Genomic DNA, 14,942 nt, shown 5'->3' with positions numbered 1-14,942 from the left:
TGTGTAGTGCGGCACTTGCCGCCGTCCCGATCGCCCTGACAGATGCAGGCGGACCGTTCGCGCTCCGCCCACCTTTTTCTTACCCTTTGGAGATTGAAATATGAGTGCTATCGTTGACATTATCGGCCGTGAAATTATCGATTCGCGCGGCAATCCAACCGTCGAATGCGACGTGTTGCTCGAGTCGGGTGTGATGGGCCGCGCGGCGGTGCCATCGGGCGCCTCGACCGGTTCGCGCGAAGCGATCGAACTGCGCGACGGCGACAAGAACCGTTACTTCGGCAAGGGCGTGCTGCAAGCCTGCGAAAACATCAATACCGAAATCTCCGAAGCCATCATGGGCCTGGACGCGAACGAGCAAGCCTTCCTCGACCGCACCCTGATCGACCTTGACGGCACCGAAAACAAGAGCCGCCTGGGCGCCAACGCCATGCTGGCCGTGTCGATGGCCGTGGCCAAGGCTGCCGCCGAAGAAGCCGGCCTGCCGCTGTACCGCTATTTCGGCGGTTCGGGCGCGATGCAAATGCCGGTGCCGATGATGAACGTCATCAACGGCGGCGCGCACGCCGACAACAACCTGGACATCCAGGAATTCATGATCATCCCGGTTGGCGCACCGAGCTTCAAGGAAGCGATCCGCTACGGCGCCGAGATCTTCCACACGCTCAAAAAGATCCTGCACGAGAAAAAGCTGGCGACCTCGGTCGGCGACGAAGGCGGCTTCGCGCCGAACGTGGCCAACCACGAAGAAGCCATCAAGCTGATCATGCAAGCGATCGAGCAGGCTGGCTACGAGCCGGGCACGCAGATCTGCCTGGGCCTGGACTGCGCCGCGTCCGAATTCTACAAGGATGGCAAATACCACCTTGAAGGCGAAGGCCTGCAGCTGACCGCCACCGAATTCACCAACATGCTCGCGACCTGGTGCGACAAGTACCCGATCATCTCGATCGAAGACGCGATGGCCGAAAACGACTGGGATGGCTGGAAGATCCTGACCGAAGCGCTGGGCAAGAAAGTGCAGCTGGTGGGCGACGACCTGTACGTCACCAACACCAAGATCCTGAAAGAAGGCATCGAAAAAGGCATCGCCAACTCGATCCTGATCAAGATCAACCAGATCGGCACGCTGACCGAAACGTTTGCCGCCATCGAAATGGCCAAGCGCGCCGGTTATACTGCCGTCATTTCGCACCGTTCCGGCGAGACCGAAGACTCGACGATTGCCGACATCGCCGTTGGTACCAACGCCCTGCAAATCAAGACCGGCTCGCTGTCGCGTTCGGACCGCATGGCCAAGTACAACCAGCTGCTGCGCATCGAAGAAGACCTGGGCGACATTGCCAGCTACCCTGGCCGCAGCGCCTTCTACAACCTGAAGTAAGCCGAACCGCACCGGCTGGCCGCGTGGCGGCCGGTGCCATCCTCCCGTATGCGCCTCATTACGCTCGTTCTCGCGACCCTCCTGCTCCTGATCCAACTGCCGCTCTGGCTGGGCAAGGGTGGCTGGCTGCGCGTGGGCGAACTGGAAAACCAGGTCTTGCTGGCGCAGCGCAAGACGGTTGAACTAAAGGCGCGCAACGCCAAGCTCGACTCCGAAGTGCACGACCTGACCAATGGCACGGGCGCGGTGGAAGAGCGCGCGCGATTCGAGCTGGGCATGATCAAGAAAAACGAGATCTTCATCCAGATCCTCGACGCCAACGGCCAGCCGAAAGTATCGGCGACCCCGCTGCCGCCGCCCAAGCCCGACACCAAGACTACCCCCTGAAGCCAACGCCTACCACCGGGGTCTGACCTCTGATTAGAAATTAGTTGCTGTCATGTATCGCTACCCCACACCGGGGTCAGAGCTCTGACTTGAAATAATTTCAGTCTGGACAAGTCCCTCGCCCAACATTGCGCTGCCGTGAAACAACCAGCCGTCGCTGCTGCTATGGGAGACGGAGGGGGCGACGGCGCTGTGGCATCGCGGTTCGCCCGGTGAGCGACAAATCGCGTTGCTACCTAGACAAAAATTGCTAATCAGAGGTCAGACCCCGGTTGTAGGGTGTTGACTCGGCAGTTTATAGGCGCCTTTACCGACTTACGGGCAAATTCCCCCGCCGTGCCATCGTGCGTTTCTCTGATTAACGTTGACAAACCCCGTCAATCGGTATTTAATTTCTGTAACGACAGAAATGAATGAAATTGGAGAAATGATGGCATTGGGACCGACCGAACAGAAATTCGTCCTGCACTGGGGCGAGATGGGCACGCGTTGGGGCGTCAACCGCACCGTCGCGCAGATTCATGCGCTGCTGTTCCTCGCCAACCGTCCGCTCACGGCCGAGGATATCGCCGAGGCGCTGTCGGTGGCACGCTCGAACGTCAGCAACAGCCTGAAGGAACTGCAAAGCTGGAACCTGATCCGGGTCACCCACCTGATGGGCGACCGGCGCGATCACTTCGTCGCCCTCCAGGATGTGTGGGAGATCTTCCGCGTCATCGTCGAGGAGCGCAAACGGCGCGAGATCGATCCGACCCTTACCGTGCTGCGCGAATGCGCCATCGAGGGCGATACCGATACCGCGCTCGAACCAGCCGCGCTGGCGCGCATGAACGAGGTGCTGACCTTCCTCGACATGTTAGGGACGACCTACGACGATTACAAGCACCTGCCGCCCGCGACCCTGCAGCGCTTCCTGAAAATGGGCGGCAAGGTGGCGCGCTTCCTCGGCCCCGACGACAAGGACGCGCCATGAGCAGCGCCGAACTGACCCTCTACTTCGACGGTAAATGCCCGTTCTGCTGCGCCGGCATGGCCAGGCTGGCGCAATGGGACCAAGCCGGGCGTCTGGCCTTTGCCGATATCGCCGCTCCCGGTTTCGATCCGGCCCACCTGGGCGTCGACATGGCCGCCCTGAACCGCGAGCTGCACAGCCAGACGCGCGACGGCCGCGTGCTGGTGGGGATCGACAGCATGCTGCGCGCCTACACCTTGGCCGGCCAGGCCTGGCGCGTGCTGCCGCTGCGCGTGCCCGGCTTGCGCACCGTGTGCAGCTGGTCGTACCGGCTGTTCGCACGTCACCGCTACCTGATGTCGCGCGTGCTCGGCTACCGCGCCCCGGCCTGCGCCGAGGGGGTGTGCGAGCGCCCCAATCCCTTCTTCAAACGATGAAAGCACGTATGCACTCTCCATTTCTGCGCCGCTGGGCCATCCGCTGGATGTACGCGGCCATCGTCACCCATCTGGTGGTCGGCATGCTGCTGCCATGGTTCGCCGACGCCGCGATCTTCAGCGGCTACCACCGCGGCATCGAAACCGCGTTCTGGGGCGCCACCGTGCCGACGCCAGCCCACGCGCAGCAAATCTGGTGGATCTCGCTGTTCGGCCCCACCGTGCAAAGCGCGGCCCTGTGGATGGGCGCCCTGGCCTGGATCGGCGACCGCCAGCGCAGCGCTTTTGCGTGGGGCGCGCTGATCGCCGGCATGCTGCTGTGGGCCCCGCAGGACATGATGGTGTCGCTGCGCGCGCTCTGCTGGGACAATATCTGGATCGATACCTTCGCGCTGGCGACAATGCTGCCGCCGCTGGTGTATCTGTACTGCGTCGACCGCACGCAAGCGGTGCGCACATGATCGCGTCCGAAGGCGAGTTATTCAAGAAGATCCTCGGTCCCGCATGGCGCGGCCTTCATCCCGACATCCAGGCGCGTTTCGACCATAACCCCTTGCCCGGCAAGCCCTTGCACTACACGGGCCGGATGACGGAACTGACCTGTTCAAGCGTCGGCCGCGTGCTCGGCTACCTCACCATGCCGCTGATCCAGGGCGCGCTGATGCCGTTTAACGATGCCGATTTCCCGGTCGATATCGAGGTGTATTCGAAACAGGGCAGCGCGGCCATTTTCAAGCAGCGCATCTATCGCCTCAACGGGCGCAAGCCGGTGCAGTTCACTTCCTACATGTTGGAGAGCGCGCGTGGCGAGGTGCTCGAATACGTCGGCATGGGCATGGGGATGAAGCTGGTGCTGGCGGTGCGCGACGGGAACCTGCACTTCGAGAGCGATGGCTACTTCTGGCAGGTGTTCGGCGTGCGTATTCCCCTGCCGGCCTGGCTCACGCCGGGTAAAACCTATCTATGCCACCGCAATAACGACAGCGCGCAGTTCGATATCCGTATCGAGATCCGCCACGCGCTGTTCGGTACAACCTTCACGCAGGCGGGCGTGTTTCGCGAGGTGATTTCATGAATACCCATATGCTGGCGTTGCAGTTGATGGCCATCCAAGGCTGCCTGGGCGCCTTCGACACCCTGTATCACCATGAGCTGACCGAGGCCTTGCCCGGCCGCGCGAGCGCCCGTCTGGAGCTGCGGATCCATGCGTTGCGCTCCCTGATTTACTGCGCCATGTATGTCGGCCTGGCGTGCTGGCGCTTCAACGGCCTGTGGGCGGTGGCACTGCTGCTGGTGTTCGCGGTCGAGATCGGACTGACCTTGTGGGATTTCGTGGTCGAGGACCGTACCCGCCTGCTGCCGGCCACCGAACGGGTCACGCATACCGTGCTGACGCTCAATGGCGGCGCCTTCATCGCGCTGCTGGCACTGAATGCAGGGGAAAGCATGATGCTGCCGACCGCGCTGGCATGGGCGCCGCACGGTGCCCTGAGCGCATTCCTGCTGCTGTGCGGTGCCGGTGTGGGACTGTCCGGCGTGCGCGACGCCTTCGCGGCGCGCGCCCTCGCTCGTCAAGCGGCCCAGCCGCACCCGCCGGCATTGCGCTTCGGCGCGACCGAATGCGCGGTACTGCTGACCGGGGCGACGGGCTTCATCGGCCAGAAACTGGTGCGCGCGCTGCTGGCCGATGGTCATCGGGTCACGCTGCTGTCGCGCCAGCCGCGCGCCGCGGCCTGGCTGTTCGACGGCCGCGTGGAGTGCGTCAGCGATCTGGCGCAGCTGTCGCCGGCGCGCCGCATCGATGTGGTGATCAATCTGGCGGGGGCGCGCATTCTCGGCTGGCGCTGGAGCGAAGCACGGCGCGCCGCCTTGCGCGCCAGCCGCATCGGCACAACGCGCAAGGTGGTGGCCTGGATCGCGGCCGCCCATCACAAACCGGCGCTGATGCTGTCGGCGTCGGCCATCGGTTACTACGGCATCCAGGCGCGCGGTGACGACACCGTACTCACAGAAAGCGATGCGCCGCAGCCGATGTTCATGTCGGACCTGTGCCGCGAATGGGAGGAAGCGGCCGGCACTGCCACAGCTTGCGGCGTGCGCGTCGTGTGCATGCGTTTCGGCCTGGTGCTTGGTACGCAAGGTGCGCTGCCGATGATGCTGCTGCCGGTCAAACTGGGCATGGGCGGTCCGCTTGGCGACGGGCGCCAGTGGCTGTCGTGGATTCATGTGGACGATGTCATCGGCGGCATCGCCCATCTGTGGACCGGCGCCGAGGGCGGGGCCTACAACTTCACCGCGCCGGAGAGCCTGTCGCAGGCCGGCTTCAACCGGGTGGCGGCCAAGGTATTGAAACGACCTTACTGGCTGCCGACACCCGGCTGGCCGATGCGCCTGGCGCTGGGCGAACAGGCCGACCTGCTGCTCGAAGGCCAGCGCGTGGCCCCGACGAAGCTGCAGGCGGGCGGTTTCGTCTTCCGCCATCCGACCCTGGCCGGTGCGCTGGCGAGTCTGTCGTAATGACTAGTCGATCAGGGTCTTGACCACCACCTTGCCCTCGCCGACCGGGCTGTCCTGGCGCACCATCAGCTGGCTGCCTTTGGCGAACCAGAAGGTCGATACGTAACCGGGGCGGTTGTAGTCGGTCGTGACGACCCAGCAGTCGATCATGCCGCCCGGGCCGGGGATGCTGGCCGATCCGGTGACCTTGAACAGGTAGCGCGCCGGCCCCTGCTGGCCGCCCGGGTGATAGAAGTTGATGCGCGCTTCGTAGCCGTCGGCCAGCGGCAAGGCTTGCAAGGTTTCGATATCGGTTTCGAAGTTGAAGGTGGGCTCGGGCGAGTCGACCACCAGGTCCTTGTTGATGCTCTCGGCGAGGTCCTGCATGCCGGTGATCTTGTCGGGTGCGAACACGAAGCCCTCCACCACGCGCTTGCCGTCTTTTTCGGCGATGCGTTCGTGGGTACGCGGGCGCAAGGTGTCCGCGTCGAACCAGGAGCTGACGGTTTTGAGCGATGCCGCCGACGCCGCCGTGTCGTAGCGCTGCCGGATCTGCATGCGTTTCTGGCCGTCCTCGGTGGCGAAGCGGATCTCGCGCGTGATGATGTCGGCCGGTACCCGGCTCTCGCCGCTGTGCAGGTAGCGCAGGTAGTGGTGTACGCCTTCCTTGAGCAGGGCGGCGCGCGGCAGGGGGGCGCCGACATCGACCTTGGTGACGGCGGCGTGGCTGGAAGGGGCAAGGGCCGCTGCCGCGATCAGGGCGAGCGAGGCCAGTCGGGGTGTGCGCATATCGAACATCTCCTGTGCGTTAAAAACTTAAAAGGTCCTTCAATTCCTGGGCATTGCGGCGCGAGATCTCGAGCACTTTGCCGTCGCTCATCGTCACTTCGTAGCCGAGCGAGATCGATTCTTCGATGGCGCGGATTTCCTGCAGGTTGATGATGCACTGGCGGTTGGCGCGGAAGAAGAACTTGACCGGCAGCCGCTCCTCGATGCTGTTGAGCGACTTCTTGACGTAGGCTTTCTCGCCGCCGAAAAAGATGCGCACGTAGTTCTTGCAGCTTTCGATATAGCGGATCGATTCCAGGCTCACCAGATGACAGCGTTCGCCATCCTTCACGAAGATTTTGCTGTTGATGTCGAGTGGGGGCCGTGGCGCCGATACCGATGCCGGCGCGGCGTCGGCGGCGGCCAGCTTGGCGATCGCGGAGGCCAGCCGTTCGTGGCTGACCGGCTTGAGCAGGTAGTCGACGGTGTTGTAGTCGAACGAGCGGATGGCGTATTCCGAGTACGCGGTCGTAAACACGATGCGCGGCAGGTAGTCGAGCATTTCGAGCAGGTCGAATCCGCTCGCGCCGGGCATGTGGATGTCGAGGAACAGCACGTCCGGCCGCAGTTCGGCGATCATCGGCGCGGCCGTGGCGGGATGGTCGGCCTGGCCGATCACCTCGACCCCGTCGAACTGGCCGAGCATGCGCACCAGCCCCTCGCGCGCCAGGCGCGAGTCTTCAATCACCATGACCCTCATGCCGCGCGCTCCAGCGGCAAGGTGATGCTGACCTTGAAGACGCCACCTGCGTGGACGGCGCTCAGCGCGGCCAGCTCGCCGTACAGCAGATGCAGGCGCTGCTCGATATTGAGCAGGCCAATGCCGGTGCAGCCAGGCGTGCGCGCCGGTGTGTCCGGGGCGTCGTTGCGCACTTCCAGCAGCAGGCTCTGGTCGTGCCGGGTCGCGCTCACTGTCAAGGTGCCACCGCCCTGAAGCTGGTCGAGGCCATGCTTGACAGCGTTCTCCACCAGCATCTGCAAGACCATCGGCGGCATCAGCGCGTCGTCCAGGCCGGGCGCGACGTGCAGGGAAAGATCGAGGCGTTCTTCCAGCTGCGTCCTGACGATGGCGAGGTACTTGCTAATGATGCCCACTTCATGATGCAGGCTGACTTTTTCGTGCCGGGTGCTTTCGAGCGAATAGCGCAGGATATCGGAGAACGAGGTAATCATCGCATCGGCGCGCTGGGCATCTTCATGGATCATGAAGCGGATGTTATTGAGTGAGTTGAACAGGAAGTGCGGGTTAAGCTGGTTCGACAGGCTGCTCAGCTGCGCTTCCTTCAGGTTGTTTTGCAGGCGCAGGTTGAACACTTCGGCCTTCTTGATGCGCCGGCTGCTGCTCACGCTGATGTAGATAAAGCCCCATACCGCCACGAACAGTTGGCTCTTGGGCGCTTCGTCCATGAATTTGCTCACCATGAGTTCCGACGGGATCACCGGGAGCTTGAGTTTCTTGTACTTGGCGCTGATGGTTTTCAGGAACAGCGGCGCCACCGTGGCCGTGACGCAGGCGCCGATCACCATGCCGGCCACGGCGCTGTACAGCACCACGATGGCAATGAGCCTGGCGATCGGCACGGCGTCGCCGCCGCGCCGCTTGTACAGCCAGCGCAATACCAGTACCGCCAGGGTGTAGAACGGAATCCACGCCAGGCTGGAGCAGACGTGCACCGTGACCATGAAACCCCACGCGACGGCGATGGCAGTATTGGTCATGACACCCACGGCGACGGCGCTGCAGTGGTAAATCCAGAAGTCGCGGTCGCGCGGGAAGAAGTGCAGTGGCATGCGGTCGGGTTATCGCGTGAGTGAGCGGAGACCGCATTCTAGCAAGGTGGCGTGGCCGGCTTATTTGGCCGTGTTGCGCCGCGCGCGTTCGGCCGTGCGGGCCGTGGCCAGTTGCGCTTCGAAGCGCGCAACCGCCGGTCCCTGCGCTTGCACCGGTCCGCCCAGCGCAAGGCGGAAGCCTTCGCCGATGCTGCTCGCGTTCTCGTCTCCGGCGTGTCCGCGCACCACCGTGCGCGCGTCGCGCGAGGAGTAACTGCCGCCGCGGTGCATCTTCATGGGCGACGCGGGCCTGTGGCAGTCGGTGGTCCATGCCGAGCCATCCGCCGGCGCGCCTTCGTAGTTAAGGTGCTCGCAGTCGGCCACGTACTCGCCGACATTGCCGATCATGTCGTACAAGCCGAAGGCGTTCGGCTCGTACATGCCGACCACGCTGGTGAACTCGGCGCCGTCGTCGCAGACGGCGGGTTTTTTTCCGGCGCGGCGGATGATCGCGGCAATCGCCTTGCTGCCCGAGATATCGCGGATGTTCGCATGGCGGCATACCTGGCTGGCGTCATCGCCGAAGGGATAATCGGTCTTGCTGCCGGCACGCGCGGCGTATTCCCATTCCGCTTCCGAGGGCAGGCGGTATGGCTTGCCGGTCTTGGCCGACAGCCAGGCGGCGTAGGCGGTGGCGTCCTTCCAGGTGACGCACATGACCGGATGGTAGTCGGTGGGCGCGTAGGCCGGCGTGTTCCAGGCGCCCGGACCCATGTCCATGCCCCATTCGGTGCTGGCGAATTTCCAGCATTCTTTCTGGGTCTGGTGGCCGGTCGCCTCGACAAACTCGCGGAACTGGCCGACGGTGACTTCGTACTTCGCCATCTGGAATGCGGCCACGCGCACGTCGTGCACCGGCTGGTCGGTCGGATAGTCCTTGTCCTGCCCCGGGGTGGCGCCGCCCATCGCGAACGTGCCGCCCTTGATGACGACCATCGGGGGTTCGGTCAGGCTGCCGGTGGCGGCCGCCGCACCGGTCGATGCCATCAGGGCCAGAGAGAACAGGAGGGTGCTTTGCATGTCGTGCCTTCATCAGGTGGGGTGGTGAGAATGAGCGCATTCTGTGCGAAACGGCGGCCATTCGCGGGAAAAGGTGCCGACCGGCGCTATGCGGGGATAAACGGCGATCGGCCCTGCGGACACGTTCCGTAACACTTCTTACCGGACCATGCTGGTTGCATGGGGTGAATCGGGGTGTAATGGGTGCATGGACGACACGCAGTTGCCGCCCTGGTCCCCGGAGCGGCGGCAATTCTCCGACGGCCCACATTGCTGCGGACAGTATCGACGACAGGAGTTCATATGCATAAGAAAGCCCTCATCATCGCCCTCATGGCTGTTTGCATGGGCACCGGCAGCGCAGCTTTCGCTCAATCGCACGACTATCGGGGCGAGGTTGACCAGCGCAGCGAGCACTATGAACGCAATGACGGCTACCAGCGCAGCGACCGCCATGACCGCTATAACCGCCATGAGCGCGACCGTTACGACGATCGCCGGGGCGACCGATACGACAGCCCGCGCGGCGGCTACCAGCCCTACGAGCATCATCCGTCCGGGCGCCAGCACTTCCGCCGCGGCGCGTATCTGGAGCACCAGTATCGCTCAAGCAGCTACGTGGTCAGCGACTGGCGCAGCCGCCGCCTGAGCGCTCCGCCGCGCGGTTCGCACTGGGTGCAGGCCAATGGCGATTACTTGCTGGTGGCGGTGGCCACGGGCCTGATCACGCAGGTGCTGTTGAACCAGTGATCGCAGCGCCAGGCGCGCAGCGCGGCGGGCGGCTACAATGCCCGCTTTCTCCACGGCTGCGCCGCCTGAACTCCATGACACTCAAAGAAGCCCCGTTCCATCCCGACCTGCAGGTGCTCCAGCGCGCGTATGACGCGCACGGCCTGGCCTGGACCGCGCCGCGGCACGAAGCGGAAAGCGCCGAGTATGCGGCCAGCAGTTTCGCGGTCGAGGGCTTGCAGGTGCGTTTTCGCGTCGCCAAAATCACGCCGACCAAGGTGGGCCAGTTCGTCACCTTGTGGAAGCGCATCGGCTCCGGGCCGATCCAGCCGTTCGACGAGACCGACCCGGTCGACCTGTTCGTGGTCAGTACCCGCCAGGGGGACCAGATCGGGCAGTTCGTCTTTCCTGCAGCGGTGCTGGCCGCGCGCGATATCGTGTCGCGCGCGGGGCAGGGCGGCAAGCGCGCCATCCGCGTGTATCCGCCGTGGGTGCTCACGACCAGCAAGCAGGCGCACGCCACGCAGCGCTGGCAGCTGGCATATTTTCTTCCTGACGGCGCCGACGCGGCCGCCGTACGCAGGCTTTATGGGCTGCTTTGACGCGGCTCCTGCTGCGACTTCCAGTATTCCAGCGGCGACGTGCCCACCAGCTTCGTGAAGTAGCGCGTGAAATGGGCCTGGTCGAAAAAACCGAGCTGGCTGGCCAGGGCCGCCAGGTCGACCGGCGCGGGCCTGGCCAGGCGCCAGCTCGCTTCCTGCAGCCGGTAGCGCTGGATTACCCACTTGGGCGATACGCCCACATAATTGCTGAACAGCCTTTGCAGCGCGCGTTCTTCGATGCCCGTCTGCGCGCACAGGGCGGCCACGCTGGCCGGTCCGTCGATGGCTGCGGCGGCGTTGACGGCTTGTTCGGCCAGCAGCGCGCGCGGGTCCGGCGCCGGCAGCACGGCCAGCAGCATCGCTTCGGCCGCGCCGACCATGTCCGCATCGCTGTCGCCCTCCAGCACGCGCTGTTCGGCGGCGGCGCTGGAGATGCGCAGCACCTCGTCCGCCGCCATGGTGCGGTCGGCCAGGCGCGAGACGGGATGCGCGATAAAGGGACGCAGCCCGCCCGGCTTGAAGCGCACGCCGAGCACGCGGCCCGCTCCCGCCACCTTGCGCTCGAACGCGCCGCGCACCACGCCGTGGATGGCAGTGCGGCCGCGGTCGAACACCAGGTGCGCATTCGGATACGGCAGCACGCGCTGGATTTCGGGCGCGCGCTCCCCCATGTTCCATTCGACGATCCAGACGTAGTCGACGAAGCGCGCCAGCGGTGCCGATGGCGGGTAGGTGGCCAGGCGGATGCGGCGCGCCATGCCGAGCGGATCGACGATGCCTTTCGGCGTTGCGGGCGCAGTGTCGGGTTTATCCAAGATGTTTTTCGTCCTTGCGCTTAGTGTGGAGGTTCCCGCGAGCGTCCGCGTTTCAACGCGGCGCCGCCCATCCTTGAATCGAAAGCCTGCCATGTCAATGTTCCGTTTTAGCGCCGTCGCGCTCTCCCTGCTCGCCTTTTTGCAACCGGCCGCCGCGCAAACGCCGCCGGCAGCACCGCCCATGCTACGCGCCAGCGGGCCGTTCGAGATAGCGATCATACCCGCCGGCGCTCCCGAGAAGGAAGGCCGTATCGCCATCGGCCGCATGGCGCTCGACAAACAGTACGCCGGCGAACTGGCGGCCAGCGGCAAGGGCAGCATGCTGACGGCGGTGAGCGACACCCGGGGCTCGGCCGCCTATGTCGCCATCGAGAGGGTCAGCGGGACCCTGGCGGGCCGCAAGGGCAGTTTCGTTCTGCAGCATGCGGGCACGATGCAGGGCGGGACCAGCCAGGCGACCATCACGATCGTGCCCGATTCGGGCACGGAGGAGTTAAGCGGCATCACCGGCAGCCTTGCGCTCACGGTCCTCGACGGCAAGCACTTCTATGCGCTCGATTACGCGCTGGGCACTAAGGTACCCGGCGCAGGTATCGGTTTGATGCAGGTGGCGCCTGAATTGATGAGTTTTTCTCAGTAGTGCATGCAGGGCGAGGCACCTTATCGAATCCATCGAAGCCGCCCATACTGGCCGCTCGATTGACGACACGAGGAGTTTGCTGTGATGAAAACGCGCACATTGGGATCGACCGGCTTGTCGGTGTCCGCCATCGGGCTCGGTTGCATGGGGATGAGCTTTGCCTACGGCGGCGCCGACGAGGCGGAATCGATCCGCACCTTGCACCGCGCCGTCGAACTGGGCGTGACGATGTTCGATACAGCGGAGGTCTACGGCCCTTACGCCAACGAGGAACTGCTGGCGCGTGCCTTGCGCGGACTGCGCGGCAAGGTGAGCATCGCCACCAAGTTCGGTTTTCGGATCGGCGCGCAGGGGCAGGGCATGCAGCGGGTGACGGGGGTGGACAGTCGCCCCGCGCAGCTGCGCGCGGCGGTCGAGGGCTCGCTGGCCCGGCTGGGCGTGGAGACGATCGATCTGCTGTACCAGCACCGGGTCGATCCGGCGCTGCCGATCGAGGACGTGGTTGGTGTCATGGCCGATCTGGTACGCGAGGGCAAGGTGCTGCATCTGGGCTTGTCGGAGGCGTCGGCCACGACGCTGCGGCGCGCCTGCGCGGTGCATCCGATCGCTGCGCTGCAGTCGGAGTATTCGCTGTGGAGCCGCGACGTCGAGGATGAGGTGCTGCCAGCCTGCCGCGCATTGGGCGTGGGCTTTGTGCCTTACAGCCCGCTGGGCCGGGGTTTCCTCACCGGGCAGCTCGGGTCGACCGCTACTTTGGCGACGGACGACTACCGGCGCGGCCTGCCGCGCTTCCAGGACGAGGCGTTGCGCGCCAACGCGCCGCTGGTGGCGCGGCTGGAGCAGCTCGCTGCCGCGCGCGGGGTCAGCGCGGCCCAGCTGGCGCTGGGCTGGCTGCTGGCGCAGGGCGAGCAGATCGTGCCGATTCCAGGTGTGCGCCGGCTGGTCCACCTGGAGCAGAACGTGGCCGCCACGCAGCTGGTATTGAGCGCGGCGGAGCTGGCGGCCATCGCCGCCGCCGTGCCACGCGGCGCGGTGCGCGGCGCGCGCTACGGCGAGCAGGAAATGGGCATGGTCGGGCTGTAAGGCGCACGCCGGCTTGTGGCATGATGAGGGCCACATTCCATCGAAGTTGGCCCGACGCGACTCATTCACTTTGCGGCGCGTCTTCGCGCATTGTTTTGCGGTGTCGATGCCCACAGCGGCGCCAGCGCGCCGGATCGGGCCGCGGCTGGCCGGCTTCGCCGCCGTCGTCGTCAGCATGCCGGTCAACAGCAACTGGCGAGGGCAACGCGCCCGGTTTGCGTGGTCCGGGTAGCGATTCTTCCCCGCGATTGCACCCCTGATCGATGTCAATGGAAGCGGGCGGAAAACTCGCAAAATCCTGTTTTTTTGTGAAAGAATGGCTTGGTCGCTGCAATGTTGCATGACTAAACTCGCTAGCGATGGAGGCAATCTCGAGCTGCACACAGGCTGTCGCAGCGCGCCGCAAAAGAAGTACAGGGGAGGTCCATGGATTGCACCGGTGGGTCCATGCTCCTCCTTTTTTGGAGGACAAAATACGTGAAAATCTTAAAAATCCTGTTCATGGGGAGCCTGGGCGCCGTGGTGGCTTGGTCCATTTCGGGACATGGACGCGACGGCATGGACAAGCTGCTCGGATACCTTATTTTATTTAACAGCATCTCGTTTGCAGTGACGCTAAAACGAAAAAAAGGCAGCAGCGCACCCGAACAGCGGGCGCCAAAGTGAGTGCAAGAAGTCCGTGATATGACGATGCGGTGCCGCCGCGTCAGATTGAGCAGGGACAGAGCATCGCCGCCCACATGTTATCGACAGGCCTTGCCTATTCGCTGCCAGGATAGTGGCGTCAGGCCGGCGTCAGGTCCAGCAGGTACACGGCGCCGTCGACCCTGGCCTTGTCGACCGTGGCCAGGCGCGTCAGGTCGCCCGCGTGGACGAAGCCGCATTTGTGCAGCACCGCCGCCGACCCCTGGTTGGCGAGAGTGACTTTGGCGCGCAGCTCGTTCAGTTGCCAGCTCGAGCGGGCCAGCCCGATCAGGTGCTGCAGGGCGAACGTGGCCAGGCCCTTGCCTGTCTGGTCATGCGCGATGCGGTAACCCACTTCGGCCGAACCCTTGATCCTGTCGATGTCCTTCAGATTGGCGCGGCCGACGATCCGGCCTTCGCCGTCGAGCAGCACGCAAGGATGCCAGGTGCCGGCCGCATGCCCGTCCAGATAGTGGGCGATATGCCGCGCCACGCCGTCGGGCGAATAGAACGCCGGGTCGCGCGCTTCGACGTGGCGCTCGAACCAGGCGCGGTTGGCCAGTTCAAACGCCAGCAGGGCGCCGGCGTCGCCGTGCGCCAGGGTGCGTATGCCGGGGGCGGGCAGGGCCTGCATGCCGGCTTACGCCGCCGCGCTGGCGATGGTGGCCAGCACGGCGCGCACGGCGTCGGGAACGGGGACCGAACGGTTGCTCGCGCGCTCGACGTAGACATGGACAAAATGCCCGGCCGCCGCGGGCAGCGCTTCATCGTTGCGGTACAGCGCCAGCTCGTAGCGCACGCTGGAGTTGCCCAGCCTGGTCACGCGCATGCCCACGTGCACCGTGTCGGGAAAGGCGATCGAGCGAAAGTACGTGCAGCCCGTGTCGACCACCAGCCCGACCACGGCGTCGGCGTGGATATCGAGCACGCCGCGCGCGATCAGGAACTGGTTCACGGCGGTGTCGAAAAAGCTGTAGTAGACGACGTTGTTGACGTGCTGGTAGGCGTCGTTGTCCATCCAGCGCGTGGGAATGGCCAGAAAATGCGGGAAGGCGGAGCGGGGCGACTCGCGCATG

General features: G+C 64.7%; 19 protein-coding genes. 12 read left to right on the top strand and 7 right to left on the bottom strand.

The features are described from left to right. Positions 1 to 100 precede the first annotated feature (100 nt). The 7 genes from eno (at position 101) to IV454_RS00225 (ending at position 5,677) form a co-directional block, all read left to right on the top strand. Positions 101 to 1,384 (top strand): phosphopyruvate hydratase, encoded by a 1,284-nt coding sequence (gene eno, locus IV454_RS00250; RefSeq protein WP_054264060.1) that lies wholly within the window; start codon positions 101 to 103, stop codon positions 1,382 to 1,384. Positions 1,385 to 1,432: 48 nt separating this feature from the next. Next, a complete protein-coding gene (gene ftsB / locus IV454_RS00245) occupies positions 1,433 to 1,771 on the top strand; it encodes a cell division protein FtsB (RefSeq protein WP_206089685.1) in 339 nt (112 codons plus the stop codon). A 430-nt stretch (positions 1,772 to 2,201) separates the two neighbouring features. Next, positions 2,202 to 2,744: a GbsR/MarR family transcriptional regulator gene (locus tag IV454_RS00240; RefSeq protein ID WP_206092486.1), complete on the top strand. Its 543-nt coding sequence runs from the start codon at positions 2,202 to 2,204 to the stop codon at positions 2,742 to 2,744. Next, complete coding sequence (locus tag IV454_RS32580; protein ID WP_229521975.1) at positions 2,741 to 3,160, top strand: thiol-disulfide oxidoreductase DCC family protein; 420 nt, start codon at positions 2,741 to 2,743, stop codon at positions 3,158 to 3,160. The genes IV454_RS00240 and IV454_RS32580 overlap by 4 nt, the downstream gene beginning before the upstream one ends. 8 nt (positions 3,161 to 3,168) lie before the next feature. Then, positions 3,169 to 3,621 (top strand): cell division protein, encoded by a 453-nt coding sequence (locus tag IV454_RS32575; protein WP_229521974.1) that lies wholly within the window; start codon positions 3,169 to 3,171, stop codon positions 3,619 to 3,621. After that, complete coding sequence (locus tag IV454_RS00230) at positions 3,618 to 4,235, top strand: DUF4166 domain-containing protein (protein WP_206089684.1); 618 nt, start codon at positions 3,618 to 3,620, stop codon at positions 4,233 to 4,235. Before IV454_RS32575 ends, IV454_RS00230 begins: the two co-directional genes overlap by 4 nt. After that, positions 4,232 to 5,677 carry a TIGR01777 family oxidoreductase gene (locus IV454_RS00225; protein ID WP_206089683.1) on the top strand — a complete coding sequence of 482 codons (1,446 nt, stop codon included), beginning with the start codon at positions 4,232 to 4,234 and terminating at the stop codon, positions 5,675 to 5,677. Before IV454_RS00230 ends, IV454_RS00225 begins: the two co-directional genes overlap by 4 nt. Positions 5,678 to 5,680: 3 nt before the next feature. On the opposite strand, the gene IV454_RS00220 is transcribed toward IV454_RS00225, so the two are convergent. From IV454_RS00220 to IV454_RS00205, 4 genes are read right to left on the bottom strand one after another with little or no spacing between them, the layout of a single operon-like run. Beyond that, positions 5,681 to 6,445, bottom strand: coding sequence for a DUF3108 domain-containing protein (locus tag IV454_RS00220; RefSeq protein WP_206089682.1), 765 nt, complete (start codon positions 6,443 to 6,445; stop codon positions 5,681 to 5,683). A gap of 19 nt (positions 6,446 to 6,464) precedes the next feature. Further along, positions 6,465 to 7,175: a LytR/AlgR family response regulator transcription factor gene (locus IV454_RS00215; RefSeq protein WP_229521973.1), complete on the bottom strand. Its 711-nt coding sequence runs from the start codon at positions 7,173 to 7,175 to the stop codon at positions 6,465 to 6,467. Positions 7,176 to 7,180: 5 nt separating this feature from the next. After that, positions 7,181 to 8,275 carry a sensor histidine kinase gene (locus tag IV454_RS00210; RefSeq protein WP_206089680.1) on the bottom strand — a complete coding sequence of 365 codons (1,095 nt, stop codon included), beginning with the start codon at positions 8,273 to 8,275 and terminating at the stop codon, positions 7,181 to 7,183. A gap of 60 nt (positions 8,276 to 8,335) precedes the next feature. Beyond that, positions 8,336 to 9,334: a formylglycine-generating enzyme family protein gene (locus IV454_RS00205; RefSeq protein WP_206089679.1), complete on the bottom strand. Its 999-nt coding sequence runs from the start codon at positions 9,332 to 9,334 to the stop codon at positions 8,336 to 8,338. A gap of 282 nt (positions 9,335 to 9,616) precedes the next feature. Here IV454_RS00205 and IV454_RS00200 point away from each other — a divergent pair, with 282 nt between their 5' ends. Continuing rightward, positions 9,617 to 10,063, top strand: coding sequence for an RcnB family protein (locus IV454_RS00200; RefSeq protein WP_206089678.1), 447 nt, complete (start codon positions 9,617 to 9,619; stop codon positions 10,061 to 10,063). Between the two features lie 74 nt (positions 10,064 to 10,137). After that, complete coding sequence (locus IV454_RS00195; protein WP_206089677.1) at positions 10,138 to 10,644, top strand: MepB family protein; 507 nt, start codon at positions 10,138 to 10,140, stop codon at positions 10,642 to 10,644. Here IV454_RS00195 and IV454_RS00190 read toward each other — a convergent pair. Beyond that, the gene (locus IV454_RS00190) at positions 10,629 to 11,459 is read right to left on the bottom strand and encodes a helix-turn-helix domain-containing protein (protein WP_229521972.1); all 831 of its coding nucleotides are present in this window, start codon (positions 11,457 to 11,459) and stop codon (positions 10,629 to 10,631) included. The genes IV454_RS00195 and IV454_RS00190 overlap by 16 nt on opposite strands. Positions 11,460 to 11,550: 91 nt before the next feature. On the opposite strand from IV454_RS00190, the gene IV454_RS00185 reads away from it, so the two are divergent. The 3 genes from IV454_RS00185 to IV454_RS00175 all read left to right on the top strand — a co-directional run bounded on the left by IV454_RS00185 (position 11,551) and on the right by IV454_RS00175 (position 13,848). Beyond that, complete coding sequence (locus IV454_RS00185; RefSeq protein WP_229521971.1) at positions 11,551 to 12,099, top strand: DUF3224 domain-containing protein; 549 nt, start codon at positions 11,551 to 11,553, stop codon at positions 12,097 to 12,099. Between the two features lie 84 nt (positions 12,100 to 12,183). Next, the gene (locus IV454_RS00180) at positions 12,184 to 13,182 is read left to right on the top strand and encodes an aldo/keto reductase (protein WP_206089675.1); all 999 of its coding nucleotides are present in this window, start codon (positions 12,184 to 12,186) and stop codon (positions 13,180 to 13,182) included. Positions 13,183 to 13,659: 477 nt separating this feature from the next. Beyond that, positions 13,660 to 13,848, top strand: a complete 189-nt coding sequence (locus IV454_RS00175; protein ID WP_206089670.1) for a hypothetical protein — start codon at positions 13,660 to 13,662, stop codon at positions 13,846 to 13,848. Between the two features lie 118 nt (positions 13,849 to 13,966). On the opposite strand, the gene IV454_RS00170 is transcribed toward IV454_RS00175, so the two are convergent. Together IV454_RS00170 and IV454_RS00165 are read right to left on the bottom strand one after the other, a co-directional pair. Then, positions 13,967 to 14,500, bottom strand: coding sequence for a GNAT family N-acetyltransferase (locus IV454_RS00170; RefSeq protein ID WP_206089669.1), 534 nt, complete (start codon positions 14,498 to 14,500; stop codon positions 13,967 to 13,969). Positions 14,501 to 14,506: 6 nt separating this feature from the next. Next, positions 14,507 to 14,941, bottom strand: coding sequence for an acyl-CoA thioesterase (locus IV454_RS00165; RefSeq protein ID WP_206089668.1), 435 nt, complete (start codon positions 14,939 to 14,941; stop codon positions 14,507 to 14,509). Position 14,942: the final 1 nt, after the last annotated feature.

Source organism: Massilia antarctica (assembly GCF_015689335.1).
Taxonomy (GTDB): domain Bacteria; phylum Pseudomonadota; class Gammaproteobacteria; order Burkholderiales; family Burkholderiaceae_D; genus Telluria_A; species Telluria_A antarctica.
This window is presented reverse-complemented; position numbering and strand designations above follow the sequence as displayed.

Excerpts from the sequence above, each read along its gene's own strand:
- eno (WP_054264060.1), top strand. The coding sequence starts at position 101 with ATGAGTGCTATCGTTGACATTATCGGCCGTGAAATTATCGATTCGCGC.
- IV454_RS00210 (WP_206089680.1), bottom strand. The coding sequence starts at position 8,275 with ATGCCACTGCACTTCTTCCCGCGCGACCGCGACTTCTGGATTTACCAC.
- IV454_RS32575 (WP_229521974.1), top strand. The coding sequence starts at position 3,169 with ATGCACTCTCCATTTCTGCGCCGCTGGGCCATCCGCTGGATGTACGCG.
- IV454_RS00220 (WP_206089682.1), bottom strand. The coding sequence starts at position 6,445 with ATGCGCACACCCCGACTGGCCTCGCTCGCCCTGATCGCGGCAGCGGCC.
- IV454_RS00215 (WP_229521973.1), bottom strand. The coding sequence starts at position 7,175 with ATGGTGATTGAAGACTCGCGCCTGGCGCGCGAGGGGCTGGTGCGCATG.
- IV454_RS00185 (WP_229521971.1), top strand. The coding sequence starts at position 11,551 with ATGTCAATGTTCCGTTTTAGCGCCGTCGCGCTCTCCCTGCTCGCCTTT.
- IV454_RS00225 (WP_206089683.1), top strand. The coding sequence starts at position 4,232 with ATGAATACCCATATGCTGGCGTTGCAGTTGATGGCCATCCAAGGCTGC.
- IV454_RS00195 (WP_206089677.1), top strand. The coding sequence starts at position 10,138 with ATGACACTCAAAGAAGCCCCGTTCCATCCCGACCTGCAGGTGCTCCAG.
- ftsB (WP_206089685.1), top strand. The coding sequence starts at position 1,433 with ATGCGCCTCATTACGCTCGTTCTCGCGACCCTCCTGCTCCTGATCCAA.
- IV454_RS00165 (WP_206089668.1), bottom strand. The coding sequence starts at position 14,941 with ATGCGCGAGTCGCCCCGCTCCGCCTTCCCGCATTTTCTGGCCATTCCC.
- IV454_RS00180 (WP_206089675.1), top strand. The coding sequence starts at position 12,184 with ATGAAAACGCGCACATTGGGATCGACCGGCTTGTCGGTGTCCGCCATC.
- IV454_RS00205 (WP_206089679.1), bottom strand. The coding sequence starts at position 9,334 with ATGCAAAGCACCCTCCTGTTCTCTCTGGCCCTGATGGCATCGACCGGT.
- IV454_RS00170 (WP_206089669.1), bottom strand. The coding sequence starts at position 14,500 with ATGCAGGCCCTGCCCGCCCCCGGCATACGCACCCTGGCGCACGGCGAC.
- IV454_RS32580 (WP_229521975.1), top strand. The coding sequence starts at position 2,741 with ATGAGCAGCGCCGAACTGACCCTCTACTTCGACGGTAAATGCCCGTTC.
- IV454_RS00200 (WP_206089678.1), top strand. The coding sequence starts at position 9,617 with ATGCATAAGAAAGCCCTCATCATCGCCCTCATGGCTGTTTGCATGGGC.
- IV454_RS00240 (WP_206092486.1), top strand. The coding sequence starts at position 2,202 with ATGGCATTGGGACCGACCGAACAGAAATTCGTCCTGCACTGGGGCGAG.
- IV454_RS00230 (WP_206089684.1), top strand. The coding sequence starts at position 3,618 with ATGATCGCGTCCGAAGGCGAGTTATTCAAGAAGATCCTCGGTCCCGCA.